A 23,077-nucleotide genomic window follows, 5' to 3' on the forward strand; every position below is an offset into this window, starting at 1 on the left:
TACGCTCAGTGGGTGACGGCGAGGTCTTTCCAGGTGCGTTCCCAGGTGCGGGTCATGGCCGGGTAGACGATCAGGTACCGGAACGGCTTGATGAAGCCCATGTAGAGGCGTCCGAGGCGGCCGTTCGGCTTGACCAGGACGGCCATCTGCAGGTGGTAACCGGAATCGCCGCGGACCCAGCCCAGATGCATGACGCCGTGCACCGTGCCGTTGGCGATCTCGGCGGCGTATTCGTCGTCGAGCAGATAGACGTGGGTGAACGGTCCGTCGGTGGTGTCGGGGGCGGGCAGGTCGCGCAGGTCGGCGGGAAGGCGGTCGCGCAGGGATGTCACCCGCGCGCCGGTGCCCGCGGACTCGCGGTCCCAGCCGAGCAGCGCGCCCAGCTTCCAGCGGATCTTGAACAGCAGGCCGCTGATGCCGGTGCTCTTCGACGCCTGGCGCTCCTGCAGGGCGGCGAGGAGGACGGGGAAGTCGTCGGATCCGGCGCCGGGAGTGCGGAACTGCCAGACGTCCTCGAGGTCGAAATCGTCGGTGAGTTCGTGGATGCGCCACGGCTGTTCGATGTGCGCCGAGTCGGGAAGTCGCATGGGAAACCTCGTATCTATACGGAAGCGTATAGATACGAGGCTACCGCTGTTGTACGCCTACGTATAGGTGCTGGCCCGCGCCACCGAGTGGTCCGGCGGTGGGGACGTGGACCCCACCGCCGGACCGATCAGGCTGCGCGGGCGGCGCGCAACCCCCACGCCTCGGCCAGCAGGCGGTGGGATTCCAGCCGGTCGGCGTGGTCGTGGGTGATGGTGGTGATCAGCAGTTCGGCCGCCCCGGTGAGCTTCTGCAGTGCCTCGAGCCGTTCGGTGGCCGTGTCGGGGGAGCCGACGATCTGGGAGGCGAGACGGTCCTCGACGAGCCGGGTCTGCTCGGCGGTGATCGGGGAAGCCGTTGCCGGATCGAGGTATTCGGCGGCGCCGGTCCCGCTGCGGATGCTGTGCACCCAGTGGCCGTAGGTGCTGGCGAGGTGGCGGGCGGTGTCGTCGTCGGCCGCCACCACCACATCCGCCGAGACGATGACATGCGGTTCGGCGAGCTGCTCGGACGGCTGGAACGCGGCCCGATACGCCTCGACCGCGGCCAGTGCCGTCCCCGGAGCCACGTGATAGGCGGCCGCGAACGGCAGCCCGAGCCGACCGGCCAGCGCCGCGCTCTCCCCGGCACTGCTGCCGAACAGCCACAGCTCCACCTCGGCACCCTCACCCGGAACGGCGTGCAGGGCGACACCATTGGCGGCGGTGTAGGTGCCGTCGAGCAGCGCGCGCACCTCGGCGAGCTGATCGGCGAAATCCGGTGCCTCGGCCTGCGGCTGCTGCAGTGCCTCGATCGAGGCCAGGAACTTCGACCGATCGGTGATCCGGCGCGGGTCGAACGGCGGCGGCACCACGACCCCGTCACGGATCTCGGTGCGCCCGGTCACCCCGTCGACCACCGGATGCCCGCCCTTGGCGGTCGAGGCCTCGGCCCCGAACTGACTGCGCCGATGCCCGGACCGGCCGAGCCCCAGATCCAGCCGTCCCGGATACAGCGCGTCGACGGTGCCGAACGCCTCCACGATCGAGGCCGAGGTGTGATGACCCACCTGCACCGCACCGGTGCCGACCCGGATCCGCGAGGTGGCGGCCGCGACGAGGCCGAGCAGCGTCAGCGACGACGAACTGGCGACCGACACGAAATGGTGCTCGGCGAGCCAGTAGCGGGAGTACCCCCACCGCTCGGCGTGCTGGGCCAGGTCGACGGTGTTGCGCACGGCGTGCGCGGCGGTCGAGCCCGCGCTGATCGGCGAGAGATCGAGAATGGACAGGGGCACGCTCATAGCTTCGGATCCTGTTCTCCCGCTTCGATGGCCACCCGCAGCCGGTTCTCCTGGGGCGCGACCGGGCAGGTCGCGAAATCGGTGAACGCGCACGGCAGATTCACCGCCCGGTTGAAGTCGAGGGTGACGGTCCCGTCGGCCTCGACCGCCCCGATCGCGAGCGAGCGCGCGGCCGGGTAGGTGGTGACGCCGCTGGTGGCGTCGGTGAACAGCACTTTCAGATCGGCGGGGGTGCCGAAGGCGATCAGTGTCTCGGTGGTGTCGCCGATCCGGAACTCGACGGTGCCCGCCGCGCGGTGGTGGTGCTCGAGCCCGTCGACGACGGCACCGGTGGTGATCACGCGCGCCTCGTCGAAGGCGGTGAACCGCCCGGTCACGACCCAGCGCGGATCGGCCGGATAGGCGGGCACGCCGGTGAAGGCTGCCAGGGTGGGCGCGGCCGGGTCGTGCACGCGCACCGCGTACTGCCCGGAGCGCTTGATCACCTCGAAGACCCGCTCCTCGTTGAGCACGCTCAGGCCAGGCGCGCCCTCGACGGGGGTGAGGATCCGCACCCCGGCGATGCGCTCACCGTCGACGTCGAGCCGGTCGGCGGGCTGGGCGGTGATGAACACCTTCCCGTCGGTGACCCACCAGGTGCCGGGGATCCCGTCGATCCGCTCGGGGCTGTCGGTGAGCCAGTGCAGCCCGGCCAGGCTGAGCCAGCCCAGCGGGTCGCGCAGGCCGTCCTCGCGGGCGTCGTGCCAGCGGCTCCAGTCGTCGGTGAACGGGGATGCGGTGGCGGTGTTCTCGATGGCGATCGTCATGACGCGCGTGCTCCTTCGGCGACGGTGGGGTGGTGGGGATGACGCAGACCGAGGTGGTCGCGCAGGGTGGTTCCGGTGTAGGCGGTGCGGAAACTGCCGCGTTCCTGCAGTTCCGGCACCACCGTGTCGACGAACTCGTCGAGTCCGGCCGGGGTCAGATGCGGGACGAGGATGAACCCGTCGGCGGCGTCGGACTGCACGTAGTCATCGATCTGCTCGGCGACCTGGGCCGCCGTGCCGATGAACTGCTGGCGCGAGGTGACCTCGATGATGAGTTCGCGGATGCTGAGCTTCTCCGCCTCCGCGCGCTCGCGCCACGCCTTCGCCACGGCCAGTGGGTCTTTCGCGTGCCGGACCCGGCCCCGGGTGATCTCGGCGGTGGTGTCGGGGTCGATGTCGGGCAGCGGGCCGTCGGGGTCGTAGCCGGAAAGGTCACGGCCCCAGACCTGTTCGAGGAAGGCGATGGCGGTCTGCGGGCTCACCTGCTGGAGCCGGATGTGGGCGGCCCGCTCGTGCGCCTCGGCCTCGGTGGCGCCGAGGACGAAGGTGGCAGCCGGGAAGACCAGCAGTTCCTCGTGCGCGCGACCGTATTTCGCGAGCCTGCCCTTGATGTCGGCGTAGAACTTCTGGCCCGCCTCGAGGCTGCCGTGCACGGTGAAGATCGCGTCGGCGGTCCTGGCGCCGAACTCGCGGCCCTCGTCGGAATCGCCCGCCTGCAACAACACCGGGTGCCCCTGCGGGCTCGGTGGCACGACGAACGGCGCGGCGATGTCGAACTGCGAACTGTGGAAGGCGGTGTCGGGGATCTCGCGCGCGAACACCCCGCGCTCGCGGTCGACGACCAGCGAGTCGGCGGGCCAGCTGTCCCACAGCGCCCGGCTCGCGTCGATCACCTCGCTGGCGCGCCGGTACCGCTCGCTGTGCTCGAGATAGCCGCCGCGCCGGAAGTTCTCGCCGGTGAACGCGTCGGAGGAGGTGACCACATTCCAGGCCGCGCGCCCGCCGGAGAGATGATCGAGCGAGGCGAACTGCTTGGCCAGCTCGAACGGCTCGTTGTAGGTGCTGTTGATCGTGCCCGCCAGGCCGAGCCGCTCGGTGACCGCGGCGACGGCATTGAGCACGGTGAACGTATCGGGTCTGCCCACCACGTCCAGGTCGTGGACGCGCCCACGATGCTCCCGCAGCCGCAACCCCTCGGCGAGGAAGAAGAAGTCGAACAGTCCGCGCTCGGCCGTGCGCGCCAGATGCTCGAACGAGGCGAACTCGACCTGCGACTTCGACGCCGGATCGGCCCAGACAGTGGTGTTGTTGACGCCGGGGAAATGCGCGGCGAGGTGAACTTGCTTGCGAGGCTTGGCGGTCACAGCGCGGCTCCTGTCGCGGTGGCGTATCGGCTTGCCGGGCGGGCAAGACCGAGGCGGTCACGGAGGGTTACGGGGGCGCCCGCACGCGCCGCCGAGTCGGCACCGGTGACCGAATCACGCTGCGGGGCCGGAGGGTTGGTGCTGTTCGCGGCGCCCGACGTGACCACTTCGGCGGTTCCGGTCGCCGTGGCTTGGTCGCCGGTGGCGAGGTCAGAGGAACCCGCTGCCCCAGGCAAGGCAGCCGATGCCGGTGCGGTGCGGTGATGGGCGGTGAGGATGGTCAGCGTGGCACGCAACGCCAGCGGCTGCAGGACTACACCGTCGACGATCCCGGCGGCGGCGATCTCGGCGAGCAGCACGTCGAGATCGGCGGCGGTGCCCGCGTGCAGCAGTGTGGCCGCGGCATCGCCTGCGTGAGGAGCGGAGTCGTCGTCGGCTCGGGTGGCGGTGTGGTCGGCGCCGGTGACGACTGCGGCGGACCGCGCGGCCCAGCCATCGAGTTCACGCACATCGGCCCGCGCCTGTTCGGCCGAATCGGCCAGGTGCACCGGCAGATCGAGCAGCACCCGCACCGAGTCCGGGTCGCGGCCCGCGGTGGCGAGCGCGGCGCGCAGGGCGATGCGGCGTTGCGCGGCGGTGGCCAGGTCGGGGGCACTGATCCGGATGAGGTCGGCGCGGTGGACGGCGACCTCGGTCGACTCGGGATCGTCGGCGCGCACCGTCACGATCGGCTGACCCTGCGGTGAGCGCGGGGTGATGGACGGCCCCTTCACCGCGAAGTTGTCGCCGGTGAAGTCGATGTAGTGCAGGCGGTCGCGGTCGATGAAGCGCCCGGTGGCGACATCGCGGATCTCGGCGTCGTCCTCCCAGCTGTCCCACAGCCGGGTGACCACCTCGATCGCTTCGCCGGCCTCGTGCCACAGCGCGGGACCGTCCTGAACATCCTTGCGGCCGAACGCCTTCGCCTCGGTGGCTGTGCTCGACACGGTCACCTCCCAGCCCGCGCGGCCAAGGCTCGCGAAATCGAGGGCCGCGATCGCCTTGGACACGTGGAACGGTTCGGTGTGGGTCACCGGTGCCTGCGGGATCAGCGCGATCCGGCGGGTCAGCGGCGCGGTGCGGGCGGCGATCGCGACGGCGTCGAGCCTGCCGCGGGTCACCCCGGCACCGCCCTCCTGCACGCGGAACGAATCGGGCAGCAGCACCGCGTCGAAGCCGAATCGTTCGGCCAGGGTCACCACGGCGGTCCAGTAGTGCGCGGTGAACAGGTCCTCGGCCCCGGAGTCGGCGCGCCGCCAGGACGCGGGATGCGTTCCGGTACCGGCTGCTTCGATGCCGAGGAACAGGTCGGCCTTGCTCATCGGGTGAGGTCCTTTCCGTCGAGCGGATCGATCCGGATGCCCGGCGCCGGGATGGCCGCGAGCAGTTCCTTGGTGTACTGGTGCTGCGGATCGGTGAACAGCGTCGCGGTGGGCCCGGTCTCGACGATCCGGCCGTGCCGCATCACCGCCACCCGGTCGCTGATCCGGCGCACCACGGCCAGATCGTGGGAGATGAACAGGTAGCCGAGCGCGAGTTCGGACTGCAGGCCGTCGAGCAGGTCGAGGATCTGTGCCTGCACCGAGGCGTCCAGCGCGGAGACCGGCTCGTCGAGCACGAGCAGATCGGGGCGAAGGGCCAGCGCGCGGGCGATCGCCACGCGCTGACGCTGCCCGCCGGACAGCTCCGCGGGCCTGCGCTTGGTGAAATCGGCGGGCAGCGCGACCTGGTCGAGCAACTCCGCCACCCTGGCGGTGCGCCCGGCCCGGTCGCCGACACCGTAGGCGCGCAGCGGCTCGGCGATGATGTCGCTCACCTCCCAGCGCGGGTCCAGCGAGGAGTACGGGTTCTGGTACACCACCTGGAATTGCTTGCGCAGCAGTCGCAGTCGATTGCGGCGGGCGCTGGTGAGGTCGTGCCCGTCGAAGGTCACGGTGCCGCTGTCGGCGTCGGTGAGCCGCAGCGCGATCCGCGCGGTCGTCGACTTGCCCGACCCGGATTCGCCGACCAGGGCGAGGGTTTCGCCGCGGTCGAGGGTGAACTCCACATCGTCGACCGCGGTGATGTCACCGGCGCTCGCGTGGAAGCGTTTGTGCAGGGCATGGACCGACAGCAACGGCACCTCCGCTCGGGGACGTATCGGCCGGAACTCGGTGGGCGCCAGCGCGGGGGAGGCGGCCAGCAGCCGCCGGGTGTAGGGGGCGGCAGGCCGGGTCAGGACCTGGGCGGCCGGACCGGCTTCGACGACCTCGCCCTGCTCGAGCACCACGAGACGATCGGCGCGCTCGGCGGCCACGGCCAGGTCGTGGGTGATCAGCAGGACCGCCGTGCCGCGCGCGGCGATCCGCTCGGCCAGCCGGTCGAGCACCTGCCGGGCGACGGTCGCGTCCAGTGCGCTGGTCGGCTCGTCGGCGATGATCAGCTCCGGCCCGCAGGCCAGCGCGATCGCGATCAGCACCCGCTGGCGCTGTCCGCCGGAGAGCTCGTGCGGGTACTGCCTGGCCCGCATCTCGGGGTTGTCCAGACCGACTTCCTCGAGCAGGTCGAGCGCCTGCAGCTTGGCTCCGCGCCGCTCGGCGAGCTTGTGCACGAGCAGCGCCTCGGCGACCTGATCACCCACCCGCAGCACGGGATTGAGCGACAGACCGGGATCCTGTGGCACGAACCCGATCCGCGCGCCGCGCAGCCGCCGCAGTGACTTCTCGTCGGTGGGGTCGACCTTCTCGCCGTCGAACTCGATCGTGCCCGAGACGACCTCGGCCGTGTCACCGAGCAGCCCGATCACCGAGTGCGCCAAAGTGGACTTGCCCGAACCGGATTCACCGACCAGCGCGACCACCTCACCGCGTGCCACCTCGATCGAAGCGCTACGCAGCGCCGTCACCGGACCGCCCCCGGACCGGTAGGTGATGCGCAGGTCGGTCACCCGCAACAGCGGGCCCGCCGTCCGCTCGTTCTCGGCCTGCGCCGATTCGGTCCGGTCAGATCCGTTCACCGAGGGCCCGGCGCCGTTCGACTGCTCGCTCATCGCGTTCCCGTCCTTCCGACATGACGGCCCAGCCGCTGCGCCGCGAGCACGACGGCGATGATGACCAGGCCGGGCAGAGTGGTCAGCCACCAGGCGGTGGCGAGGAAATTGCGGCCCTCCGAGATCAGCGAACCCCATTCGGGCGTGGGCGGTTTGGTGCCGTAGCCGAGGAAGCTGAGCGAGGAGACCGCCAGTACCGCCATGCCGAATTCCACGGCGGCCAGGGCCAGGACGGGCTGGAACGAGTTGGGCAGCACGTGCCGGGCGAGCACCGTGTACCAGCGCACTCCCGAGGCGTGCGCGGCCTCGACGTACGGCGCGTGGCGCACCCGCAGCACCTCCGAGCGCATCACGCGCGCGAAGTTGGCGATCAGTGAGATGCCCACGGCGATGGCCACATTGCGCGTGCCGAAGCCGAGCGCGGTCACCAGCGCGAGCGCGAGCAGCAGCGACGGGATCGACAGCAGCACGTCGACCACCCGCATGATCGCGGAGTCGACGATCCCGCCCGCCGCGCCGGACAGCAGCCCGAGCAGCGAGCCGACCACCAGGGCGATGGCGACCGCGCTGAGGGTGGCGGTGAGCGAGAGGCCCGCGCCGTGCACCATCCGCGTGTAGAGGTCGCGACCGAGATTGTCGGTGCCGAACCAGTGCGCCGCGCTCGGCGCCTGGAACTTCTCGGCGGGCACGCCGACCAGCGGATCGCCCGGGGCGAACAGCGTGGGCGCCACCGCCCACCCGACCGCGACCGCGAGCACCAGGCCCGAGAGCACCAGGCCGAGGTGTCCGCGCACCCAGCGGAGGGTCGCGGCGACGCGGTGCGTCCGTGCGCCGTCGTCGCCCGCGGTGGCTTCGGGGCGGTCGACCACCGAGCCACGGCGTACGAGGATGTCAACCATGTTCGGTCCCTTCGGTTTCGGAGTGGACAGCGAGGTCAGCCACCGCGCACCGCCTTCGTGAGGTCGGCGGGCTCGCCGGTCGGCTCCACGGCGGCGGCCTCGGTCGTGACCGGACGCGCCCGCCGGGCACCGGTGATCCGCGGATCGATGAGCGGATACAGCAGGTCGACCACCAGATTCACGGTCACGAAGATCAGCGCCGAGAGCAGCACCACCCCCTGCACCACCGGAATGTCCTGGTTCAGCACCGCGGTCTGGGTGAGCCTGCCGACCCCGGCCCTGGCGAACACCGACTCCACCACCACCGAACCGGCCAGCATGGTGCCGGCCAGCACACCGGCGATGGTGAACGCGGGCACGCTGGCCAGCCGGGCGACATGCTTGCGCTGCACCCACCAGCGCGAGCCGCCCTTGGCCACCGCCACCTCGGTGAACGGCTGCCGCCAGGTCTGTTCCAGCCCGGCCGCGAGCACCTGCGCGAGCACCGCGCCGATGGGCAGGGCCAGGGTCAGCGCGGGCAACAGCGTGCCCTGCAGCCCGGTGCCGCCGAACGCGGGGAACCAGTGCAGCCGGAACGAGAACAGCTGCAACAGGATCAGGCCGGTCCAGAAGGTCGGCACCGCGACACCCAGCGGCGGCAGCGCGCTGAGGGTGTTGCGCAGCCACGGCCGCCGGGTGTAGGTGGCGGCGAAGGCCAGTGCCGTGCCGCCGAGGACGGCGAACAGCAGGGCGAGCGCGGCCAGTCCGAGGGACGAGGGCAAGGCGTCGAGGAGGGCCTCGGTGACCGGCTGTCCGGTCGTGATGGAACTGCCGAGATCACCGGTGACGACATTGCCCAGCGCGGTCGTGTACTGCTCCCACAGCGGCTTGTCCAGCCCGTAGCGGGCCTGGAGTTCCGCGATGGCTACCTTGTCGACCGGCATGCCGAGGCCGCCGCCGTCGGCGGCCATCGAAACCGGGTCGGCGGGCAGCAGGTACAGCACGACGAACGAGATCGTGAACGCCGCCCACAACACCCAGATCGCCTGCAGTACCCGCGAACCCACATACCGGCCCATGATCAGCGCCCGCTCAACCAGGTGTCGAAGAACTGCAGCCGGGCCGAGGCTTCGAACTTCAGATCCTGGGTGTTGGCGGTGACACCGATCGCCTGGGACAGCTCGATGGTGGGCAGGTAGAGGCCGTTGTCGAGCACCTGCTTCTGCGCGGTCTCGATCAGTTCCGCACGCGCGGCCGGGTCATTGGCGGCCAGCTGCTCCGTGAGCGTGGCGTCGAGCTCCGGGATCGGGCCGCGGTTGCTGAGATTGCGGCCGGTCAGCGAGAACGAGGTGCGCAGGATGTCACCGTCGGCGCGGGTGGAGTTGCCGTAGAAGGAGTCGTAGTCCTTGCTGTTCATCTTCGCGGTGCTCTCCGGGCCCGAGACCAGGTCCAGCTGCAGGTCGACACCCACTTGGCGCAGCTGCTGCTGCACCAGCTCCAGAATCGCCTGGTTACCGGCGAAGACCTGGCTGAAGGTCACCGAGAAGCTCAGGCGCTCACCGTTCTTGGCACGGATGCCGTCGGGGCCGGGCACCCAGCCCGCCTGATCGAGGGCGGCCTTGGTCTTGTCCGGGTCGTAGGCCAGGCGCGCCGACTGATCCAGGTAGCCGGGGGTGGCCACGGCCAGGCTCGAGGTCGCGGGCCGGAACTTCGGGCCGAGCACCGTGTCGACGAGTTCCTGGCGGTTGAGCGCGGGCAGCAGCGCCTCGCGCACCGCCTGGTCGCGCAGCGGTCCACGGGTCACGTTGAGCTGCAGGCCGAACGGTGTGCCGGGGTTGGAGGTGGACAGCACCTGTCCGCCGACCGCCTCGATCTGCGGCTCGTCCTGGGGCAGCGCGTCGCTGATCGCGTCGAGCTGACCGGAGGTCAGGCTGCCGGTCCGCACACCCGATTCCGGGACGACCGTGAACTCGATCCGGTCGAGGTAGGCCTCGCCCTCGTGGCCGAACACGGCCGAGCCCCAGTTGTAGCCGGTGCGCTTGGCCAGCGTCACCGAGGCGTCCTGCTTGTAGTCGGCGTAGGTGAAGGGGCCGCTGCCGATGTTGTCACCGGCGCAGCGCTCCTCGGCGGCCTTGGCATTGGTGGACTCGGCCAGGATGCCGAGCTGCGGGGTCGAGGAGGCCTGCAGGAACTGGGCGTTGGGCTCGCTGAATTCGACGCGCGCGGTGAGCTTGTCGACCGCGGTGGTCCCGACATAGTTGGTCAGATAGCTCGATCCCAGCGGCGCCTTGGCCCCACCGAGCTTGACGATCGCGTCGAGAGTGTCGCGCACCGAGTCCGCAGTGAGCGCGGTGCCGTCGCTGAAGGTGACGCCGTCGGCGAGGGTGAAGGTGAACACCTTGGCGTCGGAGCTGACCTCCCAGCTCTTGGCCAGCCACGGCGTGATCTCGCCGGTCTTCGGGTCCTGATCGGTGAGCGAGTCGACGATCTGGCGGGTCACGTAGATGGTCTGGTTCGAGCCGGCCTGGGCCGGATCCGAGCAGCTCGGCGCCTGGGACAGGCCGTAGCGCAGGGTGCCGCCGGGCTGTGGCGGTCCGGCGTCACCACCACCTCCTCCCGTGTCACTGCCGCAGGCGGCCACGGTGGTGGCGGCGGCCAGCACGCCCGCGAGGACGGCGATGCGATGACGAGGACGGATCACGGGGTAACTCCAGAGAATTCGAGGCGCGAGGCCAGGGGTCGGCTCGGGATACGGCGGCGCAGTTCGGGCGCCACCTCGGCCTGGAACAGCGCGAGGCTGTCCAGGTGGTCGGAAACGGATCGGCCGTCACGTTCGGCGGACAGGTGGATCACCTCGTGGCCGAGTTGTTCGTGATAGCGGCCGACCTTGTCGAGCACCTGCTCCGGGCTGCCGATCAGGGCCGAGGAGCGGGCGACGAAGTCGTCGAGGGTCTCGAACACGATCGGGATGCCGAGCCTGCGCTGCAGGGCCAGCCGGGCGTCGTAGATCGGGCGGAAGGTGTCCAGTGCGGCCTGCGAGGTGCGGGCCACGTGGAAGCCCGCGGTGCCCGCGCCGACCAGGGCGTCGGCCGGGTCGTGACCGTGCTCCACCCACTGTTCGCGGTAGTGCCGGATCAGTTCGGCATACGGCTCGATCGGGTTGGTGACATTGGCCGAGAACACCGGATCACCGTGGCGCGCGGCCAGTTCCACCGATTCCCTGCTCGTCGCGCTGCCGTGCCAGATGCGCAGATCCGGCCGCAAAGGACGCGGCAGGGCCTTGGCGGCGGTGAGCGAGGGCCGGAACCGGCCCGACCAGGTCACCTCCTCGCCGGCCCACAGCGCCCGGAACAGTTCGTAGCCTTCGCGATTGCGGTCCCACTGATCGTCGGTGGTGACGTGGTAGAGCTGGGCCTGCGCGGCGCCGTTGCCCTTGCCGATGATCAGTTCCAGGCGCCCGTCGGCGAGGTTGTCCAGCGTGGAGTAGTCCTCGAAGGCACGCACCGGGTCGAGCAGGCTCAGGGTGGTGACGGCGGTGAACAGGCTGATCCGGGAAGTGACCGCGGCGATGTGGCTCAGGATCACCGGCGGTGCCGCCGAGAGGAACGGATCCTCGTGGCGCTCACCGACCGCGAAACCGTCGTAGCCGAGTTCCTCGGCGCGGCGGGCCTGGTCGATCACCTCGTGCAACCGGTCGCGGGTGCTCGGCACCACGCCGGTGACCGGATCGGGCACGCGGGTGATCAACGTCATCAGCAGGAACTTCATGCGTGGCCACCTCCCGCCACGAGCCGGTCGACACTCATGCGGCGGGCTTCTTCGGCAGACCGGGCGGGTTGATCCGCGACTCGGTGACCTTCTCCGAATCCAGGCCCCAGCGGTCGAGCACCTTCTGGTAGCTGCCGTCGGCGATGGCGTGCTGCAGCGCCTGGTGGATCGGGCCGATCAGGCCGTTGTCCTTCTTGGTGAGCGCCGCGATCTCACCCTGCAGCTGCTCGCCCGCGCCGGAGAAGGTGGCGATGATCTTGCTGTCGCCGGTGGTGGTCGAGTGGTAGACGGCCGCGGGGTTCGGGCCGATGTAGCCGTCGATGCGCCTGGAGGCCAGCGCCAGGTAGTAGTCGGTGGACTGCTGGTAGTAGGCGATGTCGATCGGGGCCAGGCCCTCGGCGACGTTCTGCTCGTTCCAGCTCACCAGCAGCTGCTCCTGGTTGGTGCCCGCGCCGATGCCGATGCGCTGACCCGCCAGGGATTTGCGGTCGGTGTAGGTCAGGTCGCTGTCCTTGTGCACCTCGAGCGCGACGGTGTCGGTGCGGTAGGTGGCGAAGTCGTACTTCTCCTTGCGCTCCTCGGTGACGGTCACGTTGGAGATGAACGCGTCCACCTCACCGGAATCCACCCGCACGAAGTTCTGCGACCAGTCGGCCACCTGGATGTCGAGCTTCAGGCCGAGGATGTCGGCCACCAGGGTGGCGAAGTCGACCTCGGAGCCGACGACGGTGCGGTCGTCGGTGGCGTAGAACCGCAGCGGCGGCACGGAACCGGCGGGACCGGTCACGACGAGGGTGCCGCGGTCGCGGATGGCCTGCGGCACCTGGGCGGCGATGGCGTCGACCTTGTCCACCCGCAGCCTGGCCTCCTGGGCGGGGGAGAGGTCGTAGGTGGTCTCGCCGGCCTGCACGGTGGTGGCCGATTCGGGCTCGGCGGTGCAGCCTGCCGTCAACAGCGTGGCCGCCGCGACGATGCCGATCAGGGTGGAGAGCTTCATCAGTGTCGAAACCTGTTCGTGGAAGGGATGTTCAGCGGACGCGGGACAGGAACGCCTGCGTGCGCGGGTGTTCGGGGTGGTCGAGGACGGTGGCGGCGTCGCCGCGTTCGACGATCACGCCCTCGTCGAGGAACACGACCGTGTCGGCGACCTCGCGGGCGAAACCGATCTCGTGGGTGACGATCACCAGCGCGGTGCCGCCGTGCGCGAGATCGCGGATGACGGCGAGGACCTCGCCGACCAGTTCCGGATCCAGCGCCGAGGTCGGCTCGTCGAACAGGATCAGTCGCGGTTTCAGCGCCAGCGCCCGCGCGATGGCCACGCGCTGCTGCTGACCGCCCGACAGCCTGCGCGGATAGGCGTCGGCGTAATCGGCCAGGCCGACCCGGGCCAGCAGCTTCTCGGCCTCGGCGACCACCTCGGCGCGCTTGCGCCGCTGGGCCGAGACGGGCGCGAGCACGATGTTGTCGAGCACGGTCAGATTCGGGAACAGGTTGAACTGCTGGAACACGAACCCGATGTGGCTGCGCTGGGCGCGCACGGCGTGGTCGGGCAGCGGGCGCAGGACGTTGCCGCGCTGCCGGTAACCGATCAGCTCGCCGTCGATGTGCACGGTGCCCGCGTCCTGGGCCTCCAGATGGTTGAGCACCCGCAGCAGCGTGGACTTGCCCGAGCCGGACGGCCCGATCAGCGCCACCACCTCACCGGCGCGCACCGCGAGGTCGACCCCGCGCAGCACCTCGGTGCCGTTGTAGGACTTGCGAATGCCCCTGGCCTGCACCGCGGCGGTCATCGGGTGGCTCCTCGGGGAGGCGCGGTGTGCGCGGCGATCTCGGTGACCTTGGCGCGGACCCGCTGCCACGGTGTCGGCGGCAGCTGACGCTGCGCGCCCTTGGCGTAGTGCCGTTCGATGTAGTACTGGACGATCGACAGGATCGTGGTGAGCACGATGTACCAGACGGTGGCCACCATCAGCAGCGGCACCACCCGGCCGTTGCGGCCGAAGACCACCTGCACCTGGTAGAACAGCTCCGCGATCGCCATCACCGACACGATCGAGGTGCCCTTGAACAGCCCGATCACCTCGTTGGCCGCGTTCGGCAGGATCGAGCGCATCGCCTGCGGCAACACCACCGTGCGGAACTGGCGCCACTTCGGGATGCCGAGCGCGGCGGCCGCGTCGAGCTGACCCTGGTCGACAGCGAGCAGTCCGGCCCGGATCAGCTCGGCCGAATAGGCCGCCTGGTGCAGCGCCAGCCCGATCACCGCGGCGGTGAACCCGCTGATCACGCCGTTGACCTCGAAGTCGAAGAAGGCCGGGCCGAACGGGATGCCCACCGACAGCCGCTGATACAGGTAGGCGATGTTGAACCAGAACAGCAGCTGCACGATCAGCGGGATCGAGCGGAACGCCCAGATGTAGGTCCAGGCGATCACCCGCAGCACCGGATTGTTCGACACCCGGCCGATCGCCAGGAGTGTGCCGAGCGCGAAGCCGAGCACCGTGCCCCACAGGGTCAGTTCGAGTGTCACCTGCAGGGCGGCCAGCACCGAGGGTGCCGTGAAGTACTGCGCGAACGTGCCCCAGTCCCAGCCGGGATTGGTGATCAGTCCGTGGGCGAACTGCGCCACCAGGATCAGCGCGATCGCGCCGACCACCCAGCGCCACGGATGCCAGGCTCCGGCGATGCGGGGCAGCCCGGATTCGTCGGGTCCTTCGGGCGAAACACTCGCCTGCTCGGGGCGCGCGGGGTTCGCGGCGCCGGAAACGGCAGACGCGGTCATGGGTAGATCTCCTCCATCGAACCCGGCAGAAGCACCCACACCCGGAAACGGGCGGGTTGCTGCGACGTCGTCGAGCCAGGTCTCTCGGTCGCTCTGGATGGTTGTGCTCGGGCTGCTGACCCGAGCTGAACCAGCATGTGGCACAGGCGGGATCGTTCACAACGGTAAAAGTCAGCGTGAGCGCAGAGCTTGGGCGCGCGGTTCGCACGGTGCATACTTCGCGGCGACAGGGTGGGGACCGGGCCGAACACGTGTGCCCGCCACGCCGTGTTCATCGGCTGGATCTGCGCTTTTCCGGAGTACCGTCGGCCTTCTGAGTGTCGACGATGAGGAGTTGCGCCGTGATCGTGTCGCGTCGTTCCACCGCACTGACCTCGCTGACGGCCTGCGCCGCCGCGCTGTTGCTGGCCGTGCCGCCCGCGGCCGCCGAGCCCGCCGCCACGGTCACGACGCCCGCGGTCACCAGGGACGCGCCGACGACACCCGCCGCCGGTCCCGGTGACCTGCTCGCCGCCTACCAGACTGTGGTCGACACGCTGAAAGCGTTGGGTGTCGAGCCGTTCCTGTACCCCACGGCGGCCCTGAACTGCTCCGGTGACGGCCTCGGCATCGTCCCCGCCGTCGCGGGCGCGGTACCCGGCCCCTGGCCTGCCAACACCCTGCCGATCCCCGGCCTCGACCTCACCGCCGTGAAATCAGGGCAGACCCTGTTCACCTTCCTGCCCTACGGCATGGCCGCCGACACCCCCGCCACCGAGACCGCGGGCATGCAGGTGGCCTGGCTCAACCTCAGCAGCGGCCGCGGCGGCATGGCCTCGATGGGCCCGATCGCCGACATCGTCGGCGCCATGGTCCCGCCCGAGGTGCCCGTCGAACTGCGCCCGCTCGCCGAGGCCGCCATCCGCGACTTCCTCTTCGCCGCCATCCCGGTCGGCGGCGTCCGCGCGGTCCCCGTCGACACCGGCCGCGGCACCGTCCTGGCCGCCGTCTTCGGCACCGCCGACAACGCGGGCCGCTCCTGCTTCTTCTTCCCGACCATCGGCATCACCGAAGTCCCCTGACCGCGAGTCGACGCACCCACCGTGCAGCCTCGATCGCCCTGACGGCGTTGGACCGTTGATCACCAGGCGTCCAGGTGGGCATCGGCCGAGAAGAAGCCGCCACCAGTGCCTGGCGATCAACGGTCCAGGCCGCAGCGTCAGCGCGGGGCGGCTTCGGTGGGGCAGCTCAGGCGTGTTTGGCCGTGCGGCGGTCGGGGGTGACCAAGGGGCGTTGCTTCCAGCGGAGGCGGCCGGTGCGGTGGCGGTGGTGGGAGCGCACCCACAAGGTGAGGTAGTGGCCGACGCCGATCGGGTGGGCCAGGGCCGAAGTGAGGTCGGCGCGGGTGGGGGAGCTGCGGGTCTCGGTGCTGCGGGCGAGGATTCGGCCGGTGACGGCGGCGAGGTAGCCGAGCAGGCCGGCGCGGCGGGTGCGGCCGCGGCCGAGGATCGCGGCCAGCGGGGGAATCCAGTAGGCGAGGGCGACGAACAGGCCGACGGCCGCGCCCGCGTCGAGTCGACCGCCGTAGGCCGACCACAGCCAGCGCGTGTAGCCGTCGGTGAGTTCGGTGGCGCCGGTGTACATCCGGGTGCGGGCCGAGGGGCCCGCGGTCACCAGTGCCGTGCGATGTCCCGCCCGGCGGACGGCCCTGGCCAGATCGAGGTCCTCGGTGGCGCTGGCCGCGACCGCGCCGTGCCCACCGGCGGCCCGGTAGGCCTCGGCGTCGACGGCGAGGAACTGTCCGCACGCCACCGCGGTGGACGGGCGCAGGCTGTGATTGGCGGGACCCAGCGGCAGGGTCGAGGCCCACGACCAGGCCAGCAGTGGCTGGACCAGGGCTTCGGTGACCGAGCCCGCCTCCTGCACGGGCCACGCCGACACCACCCCGGCCTCGCGTTTGCGCAGCTCGGTGACGGCCGCGGCGATCGCTTGCGGGGTCAGTCGTACATCGGCGTCGACGAAAACCAGTGCCGCGTCATCGGTTCGGGCGGCCAGACGCGCACACGCGGCGGCCTTGCCGGTCCAGCCCGGGGCCGGGTGGGCGGCCGAGCGCAGCACGGTGAAGCGGTCGTCGCCGCCGATCGCGGCCAGTGCGGCTTCGTAGGTGCCGTCGGTGGAGGCGTCGTCGAGGATCAGCACCCGCAGGCGCGGCACCCCGGTCTGGGCGCGCAGGTCGGCGATGAGGTCGGGCAGTCGCTCGGCTTCGTCGCGGGCGGGTACACATACGGTGACCGGCTCGATCACGCCGGACACCTGGCGCGGCAGGGTGCGCAGGGTGACCAGGTTGTAGGCGGCGGTGGTCGCGCCGAGCGCGGCCAGACCGGTGCCGGCCCAGGTCAGGTAGCGCCCGGCCGCGCCCATGTCAACGGCCCAGCCTGCGACTGGTGATCTCGCGCCACATCTCCGAGGGGGAGAATCCGCCGCGCGGCGCGTTCGGCGGGCCGGGATTGCGGTCGCGGAAGGCCAGCCCGGCGACCAACGCGGCCACCGCCAGAGTGATACCGCCGACGATGCCCGCCCAGCCCGCGAACGAGCGGGTGTTCGGGTCCGCGTACTTGACCTCGGCGCGCAGGGTCGAGCTCTCCCCGGCCGGCAGCTTCCACAGCACGGTGTTGTCGCCCTCACGGGTGCCGTTGGTGGTGGCGACGCGGGCCGGGAACGCGATGGAGAACTGCACATCGGACCCGTTCGGCGGCACCGACTCCAGGTCGACGCGCCCGGTCAGGCTCACCAGATCGCCGGAGCGCTGGAACTCGAGGGTGAACATGCCCTGCGTCTGATCCGACAGGCTGCCGAGCTGGCCGACCTCGCCGAAGGACAGATCATCGAAGAACACCTGGGTGCCGAGGTACCCGTCCTGGTTGTACGTCTCGACCCGGACCTTGGCCGCCAGCTGATCGGGCGCCTTCAGCTGCGGGCCCTTGTCCTCGGGCCCGGTCGGCACCACCGCGGCCACGATCCGCCCCGACACCCGGTCGTTGGACGACACGCCCATCGACACCTGGACGCGCAGGCACCCGGTCAGCGCGGGCACCAGCAGTGCCAGCAGCACGGCGACGGCCGCGAGTCGCCGCCCGGGCGCACGGCGACGCGAGGAGGGAGTGGGCATGTCGGCGACGGGACTCGGCTGCACGGTTGACATCGTGCCAGGCCCCGGCCCGAGAACCCACCCGACGGGCCCACCTACCCGTCCCGACCCACCTCGAACAGGCCATTCGCCCCCGATCCGGCGACCGATCGGCGCGTCACCACCGATCTCCCCGGTTGTCACACCGACCTGGACGGTTGCTCACCAGGCCCTGGTGGCGGGCACTTCTCGGCCGATACCCACCTGAGTGCCTGGTGATCAAAGGTCCAACTCGCACGCGCGCGATCTGGGGTCACCAGCCGGTGTCGCGAGGGGACGTGCGCGCAGGAGTAGTGGGATGCCGAGGAGGGCGAGGCCGACGAAACCCCAGGCAGCGGAGGCGGGGAGGTCGAGGAAGACGGCGTGGGCGAGGGTGGAGCCGAGCCAGGTCCACAGGAAGACGGCGACCGGAACGGCCACCGAGGGATCGTGTGCCGGGGGGAGCGCTCTGTCCAGCACGGTGAGCAGCAGCGCCATGAGCGCCGAGACCAGGGCCCAGCCGAGGTAGTTCGTGTACGGGATCTGTGGCAGGCCGGGCAGTCCGGCGCCGGTGACCGCCCAGCTCCACTGCCCGTCGGCCACCATCTGCGGATCGAGGAACAGATCCCAGCCCACGGCACCGACGACCAGCAATCCCGCCCGCCGCACCGCCGAACCCGTCAGCAGTCCCGCGACGACCCAGATCGGATACAGCCCACCCGTCCAGGCCAGCGGGATCACCAGCGGAACCTCCGCGAACGCGGGCCCGAGCCGATCCACCGCGTACGTATAGGCCCCGAACGGAAATCCCGTGGCCGTCCCCACCATCTCGGCACCCAGCCCGACCCCGGACACCACCGCGAAGAACCCGCCCGCCCACACCCAGCCCCGAGTCGTCACCGCATGCAGCAGTGCCGTCGCCGCCGACAGCACCACCACCGCGACACTGATCCGATCGCGACCCACCCCCGCGCTCAGCGGGTACGTGATCTGCACCAGCACCAGCAGAATCGCCGCACCCGCGGGCACAACCCGCCACGGCTCCACTCGCCGCCACGCCCGAATCGCCTCTGCGAGGTCAGGCAGCCGTGGCGGCTGCGATGAGCCGCCGGGGTGGGGGTTCGGGTCGGTCGTCATCGTCTGCGCGGCAGGGGGAATCGACGTTTCCGCTGGTCGGTGAGGACCAGGCGGGCCGCGCTGCGGCCGCTGGCGCCGGAGACGCCGCCACCGGGGTGGGTGGAGGCGCCGGTGAGGTAGAGGCCGGGGGCGCCGGGGACGCGCTGGCCGGACAGTTCGGGCAGGGGGCGCCACAGCATCATCTGGTCGAGGGACATCTCGACGTGCATCACATTGCCGCCGCGCAGGCCCATCTCGCGTTCGAGGTCGACCGGGGTCTGGACGAAACGCTGCCGGACCGAGGCGGTGAATCCCGGTGCGTATCGCTCGACCTCGGCGATGATCCGGTCCGCTTCGGATTCGGCGTGGTCGGCCCAGTCGCCGTCGGCCATTTCATAGGGGTGCCACTGCGCCCACAGCGAGAGCTGGTGCTCGCCAGGTGGGGCGATGCTCGGGTCGAGGGCGCTGAAACTCATCGCCAGCACCACCGGTCGGGGCGGCAGCGCACCGGCCAGCGCCGCACCATGTGCCAGGCGCAGCTGGGCGCGGTCCTGCACGAGGAACTGCAGACCGCGGGCGGATTCGGCGGGGGAGGCGCCGGGGTATTCCGGTAGCCGGTCGGTCGCCAGGCGCACCACCATGCCGATGCCGGGGCCCACCCGGACGCGGCGCTGCCAGTCGTCGAGCACGTTTTCGTCGAAGCCGCCCGCGCGCAGCAGGTCGAACGTGGCCAGGATGTGGGCGCCCGCGATCACGGTGTCGGCGTGCAGATTCCGCCCCGAGGCCGTGCGCACCTGCCAGCCGTCACCGGAGCGCCGCAACTCCGTGACGGCGTCGCCGGTGTGCAGCTCACCGCCGTCGGCACGCAACCGGGCGATCAGCGCCGCGCTGAGCGCCCCACTTCCCCCCACGGCCCGGCCGGGCGGCAGCGTGTGCATGAGCGCGGCGAAACCGGCCATCGGCGCGGTCCCCGGCTCCGACATCGGCGGACCCGACTGCGCGCCGAACCAGGCGAGCGAGGCCTTGAGGCGTTCGTCGTCGAACCACGTGTCGAGCAGGGCGTCACCGGACTGCAGGAACTCCCGCGACAGCGCGCTGCCGCCGTCGCGCGCGTCCAGCCCCCAGAACGAGCGCAGCAGCCGACCCGGCGTGGGCGGACCGCCGAACGCGCGCATCACCCGCGCGCTGCGCGCACCCCACTCCGCGACGAATCGCCGGTACGCCTCGGCATCACGGTCACCGCAGGCGGCCGCGATGGAGGCACAGGTCAGGTCGAGATCACGACGGAACACGATCGGCGGGCGCGCACCGTCCGACGGCGTGAATCCCCACGGATCGCAGTCCAGATAGCGCAACCCGAACCGCTCGAGCTCGAGCTCCTCGATGATCCCGGTGTGCCGGACCATGATGTGCGCCGAGGAACCGCGATCGACCAGATGACCAGGGAACCGCGCCACCGTCGACACCGCGCCGCCGGGCACCTCATCACGTTCGAGCACCTGCACCCGCCGACCCGCGCGCGCCAGATAACAGGCCGCGACCAGCGCGTTGTGCCCCGAACCGACGATGACCGTCGTGCCCGGTGCCCTCACGCGCGGCCGCCGGGCGATGGCATCGGCAGCCGCCGCCCCAGGATGGCGAACGGCCGGGTGTCGCCCGCGAAGACGAAATTGCGGATCACATCGGTGAATCCGGCCCGCCGGTACAGCCGCCAGGCCCGGTTCGCCTCCTCGGGCACCTCGGGGGTGGACAGCAGCACGGCCGCCTCCGGACGGTCGGCCAGCAACCGCTCCAGCAGCGTCGCGCCGATCCCGCGGCCCTGCGCCGCCGGGTGCACGTGCAGCTCGGTGAGCTCGAAATAGTCGGCGAGCAGGTCGCGCGCGGCGGCATCGGGCCAGCCGCACCGGCGCATCCCGGTGTGCACCTGCTGATGCCACCACTGGCGGGGCGTGCCGTGATAGCCGTAGGCGATCGCCACGATCGGGGCGGTGCGCAGGTCGACCGCGCCGGAGTCGTCGGGCAGCACGGCCGCCACCGCGCGCCACCCGGCCCGGGTGGTGTGCTCGGTCCACATCGGGGCGCGGTGGTGCTCGGTGCCGCGCGGATAGTCCATCGCGGCGACATAGACCGACAGCGCGTCGTGCAGACGCGCGCGCAGGTCGGCGACGCTGAGGTCGACGACGGCGGGGGCGGGAGTGTGATTGGGCTTGACGGCTGTCATGGCTCTCGTCGGTGGCGCGCTGGCGCGGAAGTTGTCGGTGGGTGTCCCTATATTCAATCTCAATTCAAACGTTCGAATGCTTGTTCGATCTGTGCGAGGGGCGAAAGGGGCAGCAGATGGCTGGTCGCAACGATGGTCGGGAGCACGCGGCACACGACGGTCGCGCGGGTGGTCTGCTACGCCAGGCCGACGCCCTGCTCACCGACTCGGCCTGGGAACACGAACCCGGTGAGCGGTTCCGCACCGCCTACCTCGCCGCCCTGCGCGGCGCGGGCGCGATGATCGCGCTCACCGGCGCCGATCGGGCCCCGCGGGCCCGCTCGCGCAGCGCGTGGGTGCTGCTGCGGCGCGCCTCGCCGGAGTTCGCGATGTGGGCGGACTACTTCGAGGCGCACTCGCAATTGCGGGCCGCGCTGGAGGCCGGATTGGACCGGGAGATCACCGACACACACGCCGACGAGTTCTGCTCACGGGTGGGCGCATTCCTCTACGACGTCGACGATGCGCTGGTCGCCGCGGTCAAGACACGCCCGCAGCCGAGTCGCGACCGGGACATGACTGCTTAGTTATCACCGAGTGGGTGGTACGGCTTCGATCGAACTCGTATCATGGGGAGCAGATAGCCGCCAAGGTCGGCTACCCGTCGCCTACCCGGAGGCGACCAGCCACGCCTAGTGCCGGGGGAGGTACCGTGCCACTCTCCGAGCACGAGCAGCGCATGCTCGAACAGATCGAGAGCGCTCTCTATGCTGAGGATCCGAAGTTCGCCTCGTCCGTCCGTGGCGGACGTCTTCGCTCCACGTCGAGTCGACGGAGATTTCAGGCCGCGGCATTGTTCGCCATCGGCCTGTGTCTTCTCGTCGCAGGCATCGCCGCCCCGTTCAAGCCGGGCGGTTTCCCCATCATCAGCCTCGTCGGATTCATCGCCATGTTCGGTGCGGGTGTCCTGCTGATGGTCGGTAACTCGCGCCGAGCCGCGCCAGCGGACTCGGACGAGACCCCGGCGACAGGTCAAGGTCCGTCGCCATCGGGAGGTTCGACCGAACGAGGTGGTCGCCAGCGCAAGTCCGGCGGCTTCTCCGAGCGGATGGAGGACCGGTTCCGCCGACGGTTCGAGCAGGAGTAGCTCGCCCGTAGCCGGAACATCACGGCAGTGAAGGCGGCGTCGCACCCCCGCGGGTGCGGCGCCGCCTTCGTCGTGTTCGGGTAGCTGGGACCGGTCCGGCCCGGTGATCAGGGCGGTTCCCCCACCTTCCCCACCATTCCCCACGTCGCCCCCGCGCGGCGCCCGCATCCCCGCTCGGTCCGTGCCGGCATCGGCCGCACCTGGGATGTTTGCTGAACGTTGTCGGAACCCGGGGTTGCCGACCCGCGCGGGTTCTCCGAACACGCGATAACCCCGAATCTCGGTGATAGCTGGGGTGACCTGCGGAATTGTGTTGGCGGGGAGCAGGATCACCCAGGGTTTCGATTGAAAGTGGGGGAAAGTGGGGTAATGTGGGTCGCGCACTACAGGAGAGGCCGTACGGCGAGGTGATCCAGTAGGGAGGTGGCCGGGATGTTTCTCGGTACCTACACCCCCCGCCTGGACGACAAAGGGCGATTGACGTTGCCTGCGAAGTTTCGAGACGATCTGGCGGGAGGGTTGATGGTCACGAAGGGCCAAGACCACAGCCTGGCCGTGTATCCGAAAGACGAGTTCACCGCGCTCGCGCGGCGAGCGGCGGCGGCGTCTCGAAGCAACCCGCAGGCAAGGGCTTTCGTCCGAGCGCTGGCGGCGGGCACCGACGAACAACGTCCGGACGCACAGGGCCGGATCACGCTGTCGCCGGACCATCGGCGGTATGCCGATCTCACGCGGGACTGCGTGGTGATCGGGTCGGTCGACTTCCTCGAGATATGGGACAAGCAGGCGTGGGAGTCCTACCTCGCCGAGCACGAGGAGGACTACGCGCAAGCCAGAGACGAGTCGCTGGGCGGGATCTTCTAGCCCGGAGCACGCGAGTGCTGCGAGGCCTCTGCCCGGGCGCGGACCCTGACGTACTTCCCCGACGCCAGGTGCC

Annotated in this window: 22 protein-coding genes and 1 riboswitch; of the genes, 4 read left to right on the forward strand and 18 right to left on the reverse strand. The window is 70.6% G+C overall.

Features of this window, described 5'->3' with window-relative positions; genetic code table 11:
- Positions 1 to 5: 5 nt before the first annotated feature.
- From ACFVVM_RS27745 to ACFVVM_RS27805, 13 genes are all read right to left on the reverse strand, one after another.
- On the reverse strand, positions 6 to 587 hold the full coding sequence (locus ACFVVM_RS27745) for a DUF2867 domain-containing protein (RefSeq protein ID WP_387624095.1): 582 nt from the start codon (positions 585 to 587) through the stop codon (positions 6 to 8).
- A 128-nt stretch (positions 588 to 715) separates the two neighbouring features.
- A complete protein-coding gene (locus ACFVVM_RS27750; RefSeq protein ID WP_387624097.1) occupies positions 716 to 1,867 on the reverse strand; it encodes an LLM class flavin-dependent oxidoreductase in 1,152 nt (383 codons plus the stop codon).
- A complete protein-coding gene (locus ACFVVM_RS27755) occupies positions 1,864 to 2,673 on the reverse strand; it encodes a DUF1684 domain-containing protein (RefSeq protein ID WP_387624100.1) in 810 nt (269 codons plus the stop codon). The genes ACFVVM_RS27750 and ACFVVM_RS27755 overlap by 4 nt, the downstream gene beginning before the upstream one ends.
- Positions 2,670 to 4,037 carry an NtaA/DmoA family FMN-dependent monooxygenase gene (locus tag ACFVVM_RS27760; protein WP_387624103.1) on the reverse strand — a complete coding sequence of 456 codons (1,368 nt, stop codon included), beginning with the start codon at positions 4,035 to 4,037 and terminating at the stop codon, positions 2,670 to 2,672. Before ACFVVM_RS27760 ends, ACFVVM_RS27755 begins: the two co-directional genes overlap by 4 nt.
- Complete coding sequence (locus tag ACFVVM_RS27765) at positions 4,034 to 5,398, reverse strand: LLM class flavin-dependent oxidoreductase (protein WP_387624106.1); 1,365 nt, start codon at positions 5,396 to 5,398, stop codon at positions 4,034 to 4,036. Before ACFVVM_RS27765 ends, ACFVVM_RS27760 begins: the two co-directional genes overlap by 4 nt.
- Positions 5,395 to 7,104 carry a dipeptide ABC transporter ATP-binding protein gene (locus ACFVVM_RS27770; RefSeq protein ID WP_387624109.1) on the reverse strand — a complete coding sequence of 570 codons (1,710 nt, stop codon included), beginning with the start codon at positions 7,102 to 7,104 and terminating at the stop codon, positions 5,395 to 5,397. The genes ACFVVM_RS27765 and ACFVVM_RS27770 overlap by 4 nt, the downstream gene beginning before the upstream one ends.
- The gene (locus ACFVVM_RS27775) at positions 7,101 to 8,003 is read right to left on the reverse strand and encodes an ABC transporter permease (RefSeq protein WP_387624112.1); all 903 of its coding nucleotides are present in this window, start codon (positions 8,001 to 8,003) and stop codon (positions 7,101 to 7,103) included. The genes ACFVVM_RS27770 and ACFVVM_RS27775 overlap by 4 nt, the downstream gene beginning before the upstream one ends.
- A gap of 35 nt (positions 8,004 to 8,038) precedes the next feature.
- The gene (locus ACFVVM_RS27780) at positions 8,039 to 9,061 is read right to left on the reverse strand and encodes an ABC transporter permease (protein WP_387624115.1); all 1,023 of its coding nucleotides are present in this window, start codon (positions 9,059 to 9,061) and stop codon (positions 8,039 to 8,041) included.
- 2 nt (positions 9,062 to 9,063) lie between these two features.
- Complete coding sequence (locus ACFVVM_RS27785; protein WP_387624118.1) at positions 9,064 to 10,683, reverse strand: ABC transporter substrate-binding protein; 1,620 nt, start codon at positions 10,681 to 10,683, stop codon at positions 9,064 to 9,066.
- Positions 10,680 to 11,750, reverse strand: a complete 1,071-nt coding sequence (locus ACFVVM_RS27790; protein WP_387624120.1) for an LLM class flavin-dependent oxidoreductase — start codon at positions 11,748 to 11,750, stop codon at positions 10,680 to 10,682. Before ACFVVM_RS27790 ends, ACFVVM_RS27785 begins: the two co-directional genes overlap by 4 nt.
- A gap of 34 nt (positions 11,751 to 11,784) precedes the next feature.
- Positions 11,785 to 12,747, reverse strand: coding sequence for an ABC transporter substrate-binding protein (locus tag ACFVVM_RS27795; RefSeq protein ID WP_387624123.1), 963 nt, complete (start codon positions 12,745 to 12,747; stop codon positions 11,785 to 11,787).
- Positions 12,748 to 12,778: 31 nt separating this feature from the next.
- Positions 12,779 to 13,540: an amino acid ABC transporter ATP-binding protein gene (locus ACFVVM_RS27800; RefSeq protein ID WP_387624126.1), complete on the reverse strand. Its 762-nt coding sequence runs from the start codon at positions 13,538 to 13,540 to the stop codon at positions 12,779 to 12,781.
- Complete coding sequence (locus ACFVVM_RS27805; RefSeq protein WP_387624129.1) at positions 13,537 to 14,532, reverse strand: amino acid ABC transporter permease; 996 nt, start codon at positions 14,530 to 14,532, stop codon at positions 13,537 to 13,539. Before ACFVVM_RS27805 ends, ACFVVM_RS27800 begins: the two co-directional genes overlap by 4 nt.
- A gap of 10 nt (positions 14,533 to 14,542) precedes the next feature.
- A riboswitch (SAM riboswitch) is annotated at positions 14,543 to 14,636 on the reverse strand.
- Between the two features lie 237 nt (positions 14,637 to 14,873).
- Between ACFVVM_RS27805 and ACFVVM_RS27810 the strand changes: the two genes are divergently transcribed.
- Positions 14,874 to 15,593: a hypothetical protein gene (locus tag ACFVVM_RS27810; RefSeq protein WP_387624131.1), complete on the forward strand. Its 720-nt coding sequence runs from the start codon at positions 14,874 to 14,876 to the stop codon at positions 15,591 to 15,593.
- Positions 15,594 to 15,759: 166 nt separating this feature from the next.
- On the opposite strand, the gene ACFVVM_RS27815 is transcribed toward ACFVVM_RS27810, so the two are convergent.
- The 5 genes from ACFVVM_RS27815 to ACFVVM_RS27835 form a co-directional block, all read right to left on the reverse strand.
- Positions 15,760 to 16,932 carry a glycosyltransferase gene (locus ACFVVM_RS27815; protein ID WP_387624134.1) on the reverse strand — a complete coding sequence of 391 codons (1,173 nt, stop codon included), beginning with the start codon at positions 16,930 to 16,932 and terminating at the stop codon, positions 15,760 to 15,762.
- Between the two features lies 1 nt (position 16,933).
- Positions 16,934 to 17,680, reverse strand: coding sequence for an LppM family (lipo)protein (locus ACFVVM_RS27820; RefSeq protein WP_387624352.1), 747 nt, complete (start codon positions 17,678 to 17,680; stop codon positions 16,934 to 16,936).
- Positions 17,681 to 17,917: 237 nt separating this feature from the next.
- Complete coding sequence (locus ACFVVM_RS27825) at positions 17,918 to 18,724, reverse strand: carotenoid biosynthesis protein (RefSeq protein ID WP_387624137.1); 807 nt, start codon at positions 18,722 to 18,724, stop codon at positions 17,918 to 17,920.
- 86 nt (positions 18,725 to 18,810) lie between these two features.
- Positions 18,811 to 20,385 carry a phytoene desaturase family protein gene (locus ACFVVM_RS27830; RefSeq protein WP_387624140.1) on the reverse strand — a complete coding sequence of 525 codons (1,575 nt, stop codon included), beginning with the start codon at positions 20,383 to 20,385 and terminating at the stop codon, positions 18,811 to 18,813.
- Positions 20,382 to 21,014, reverse strand: coding sequence for a GNAT family N-acetyltransferase (locus ACFVVM_RS27835; protein WP_387624143.1), 633 nt, complete (start codon positions 21,012 to 21,014; stop codon positions 20,382 to 20,384). Before ACFVVM_RS27835 ends, ACFVVM_RS27830 begins: the two co-directional genes overlap by 4 nt.
- A 116-nt stretch (positions 21,015 to 21,130) precedes the next feature.
- Between ACFVVM_RS27835 and ACFVVM_RS27840 the strand changes: the two genes are divergently transcribed.
- The 3 genes from ACFVVM_RS27840 (at position 21,131) to mraZ (ending at position 23,004) form a co-directional block, all read left to right on the forward strand.
- Complete coding sequence (locus tag ACFVVM_RS27840; protein WP_387624146.1) at positions 21,131 to 21,580, forward strand: SAV_6107 family HEPN domain-containing protein; 450 nt, start codon at positions 21,131 to 21,133, stop codon at positions 21,578 to 21,580.
- Positions 21,581 to 21,705: 125 nt separating this feature from the next.
- Complete coding sequence (locus ACFVVM_RS27845) at positions 21,706 to 22,140, forward strand: DUF3040 domain-containing protein (protein ID WP_387624148.1); 435 nt, start codon at positions 21,706 to 21,708, stop codon at positions 22,138 to 22,140.
- 432 nt (positions 22,141 to 22,572) lie between these two features.
- Positions 22,573 to 23,004, forward strand: a complete 432-nt coding sequence (gene mraZ / locus ACFVVM_RS27850) for a division/cell wall cluster transcriptional repressor MraZ (RefSeq protein WP_071931316.1) — start codon at positions 22,573 to 22,575, stop codon at positions 23,002 to 23,004.
- The last annotated feature ends 73 nt before the right edge of the window (positions 23,005 to 23,077 follow it).

Origin of the sequence: Nocardia sp. NPDC058176, from assembly GCF_042883805.1 — a bacterium.
Lineage (GTDB): Bacteria > Actinomycetota > Actinomycetes > Mycobacteriales > Mycobacteriaceae > Nocardia.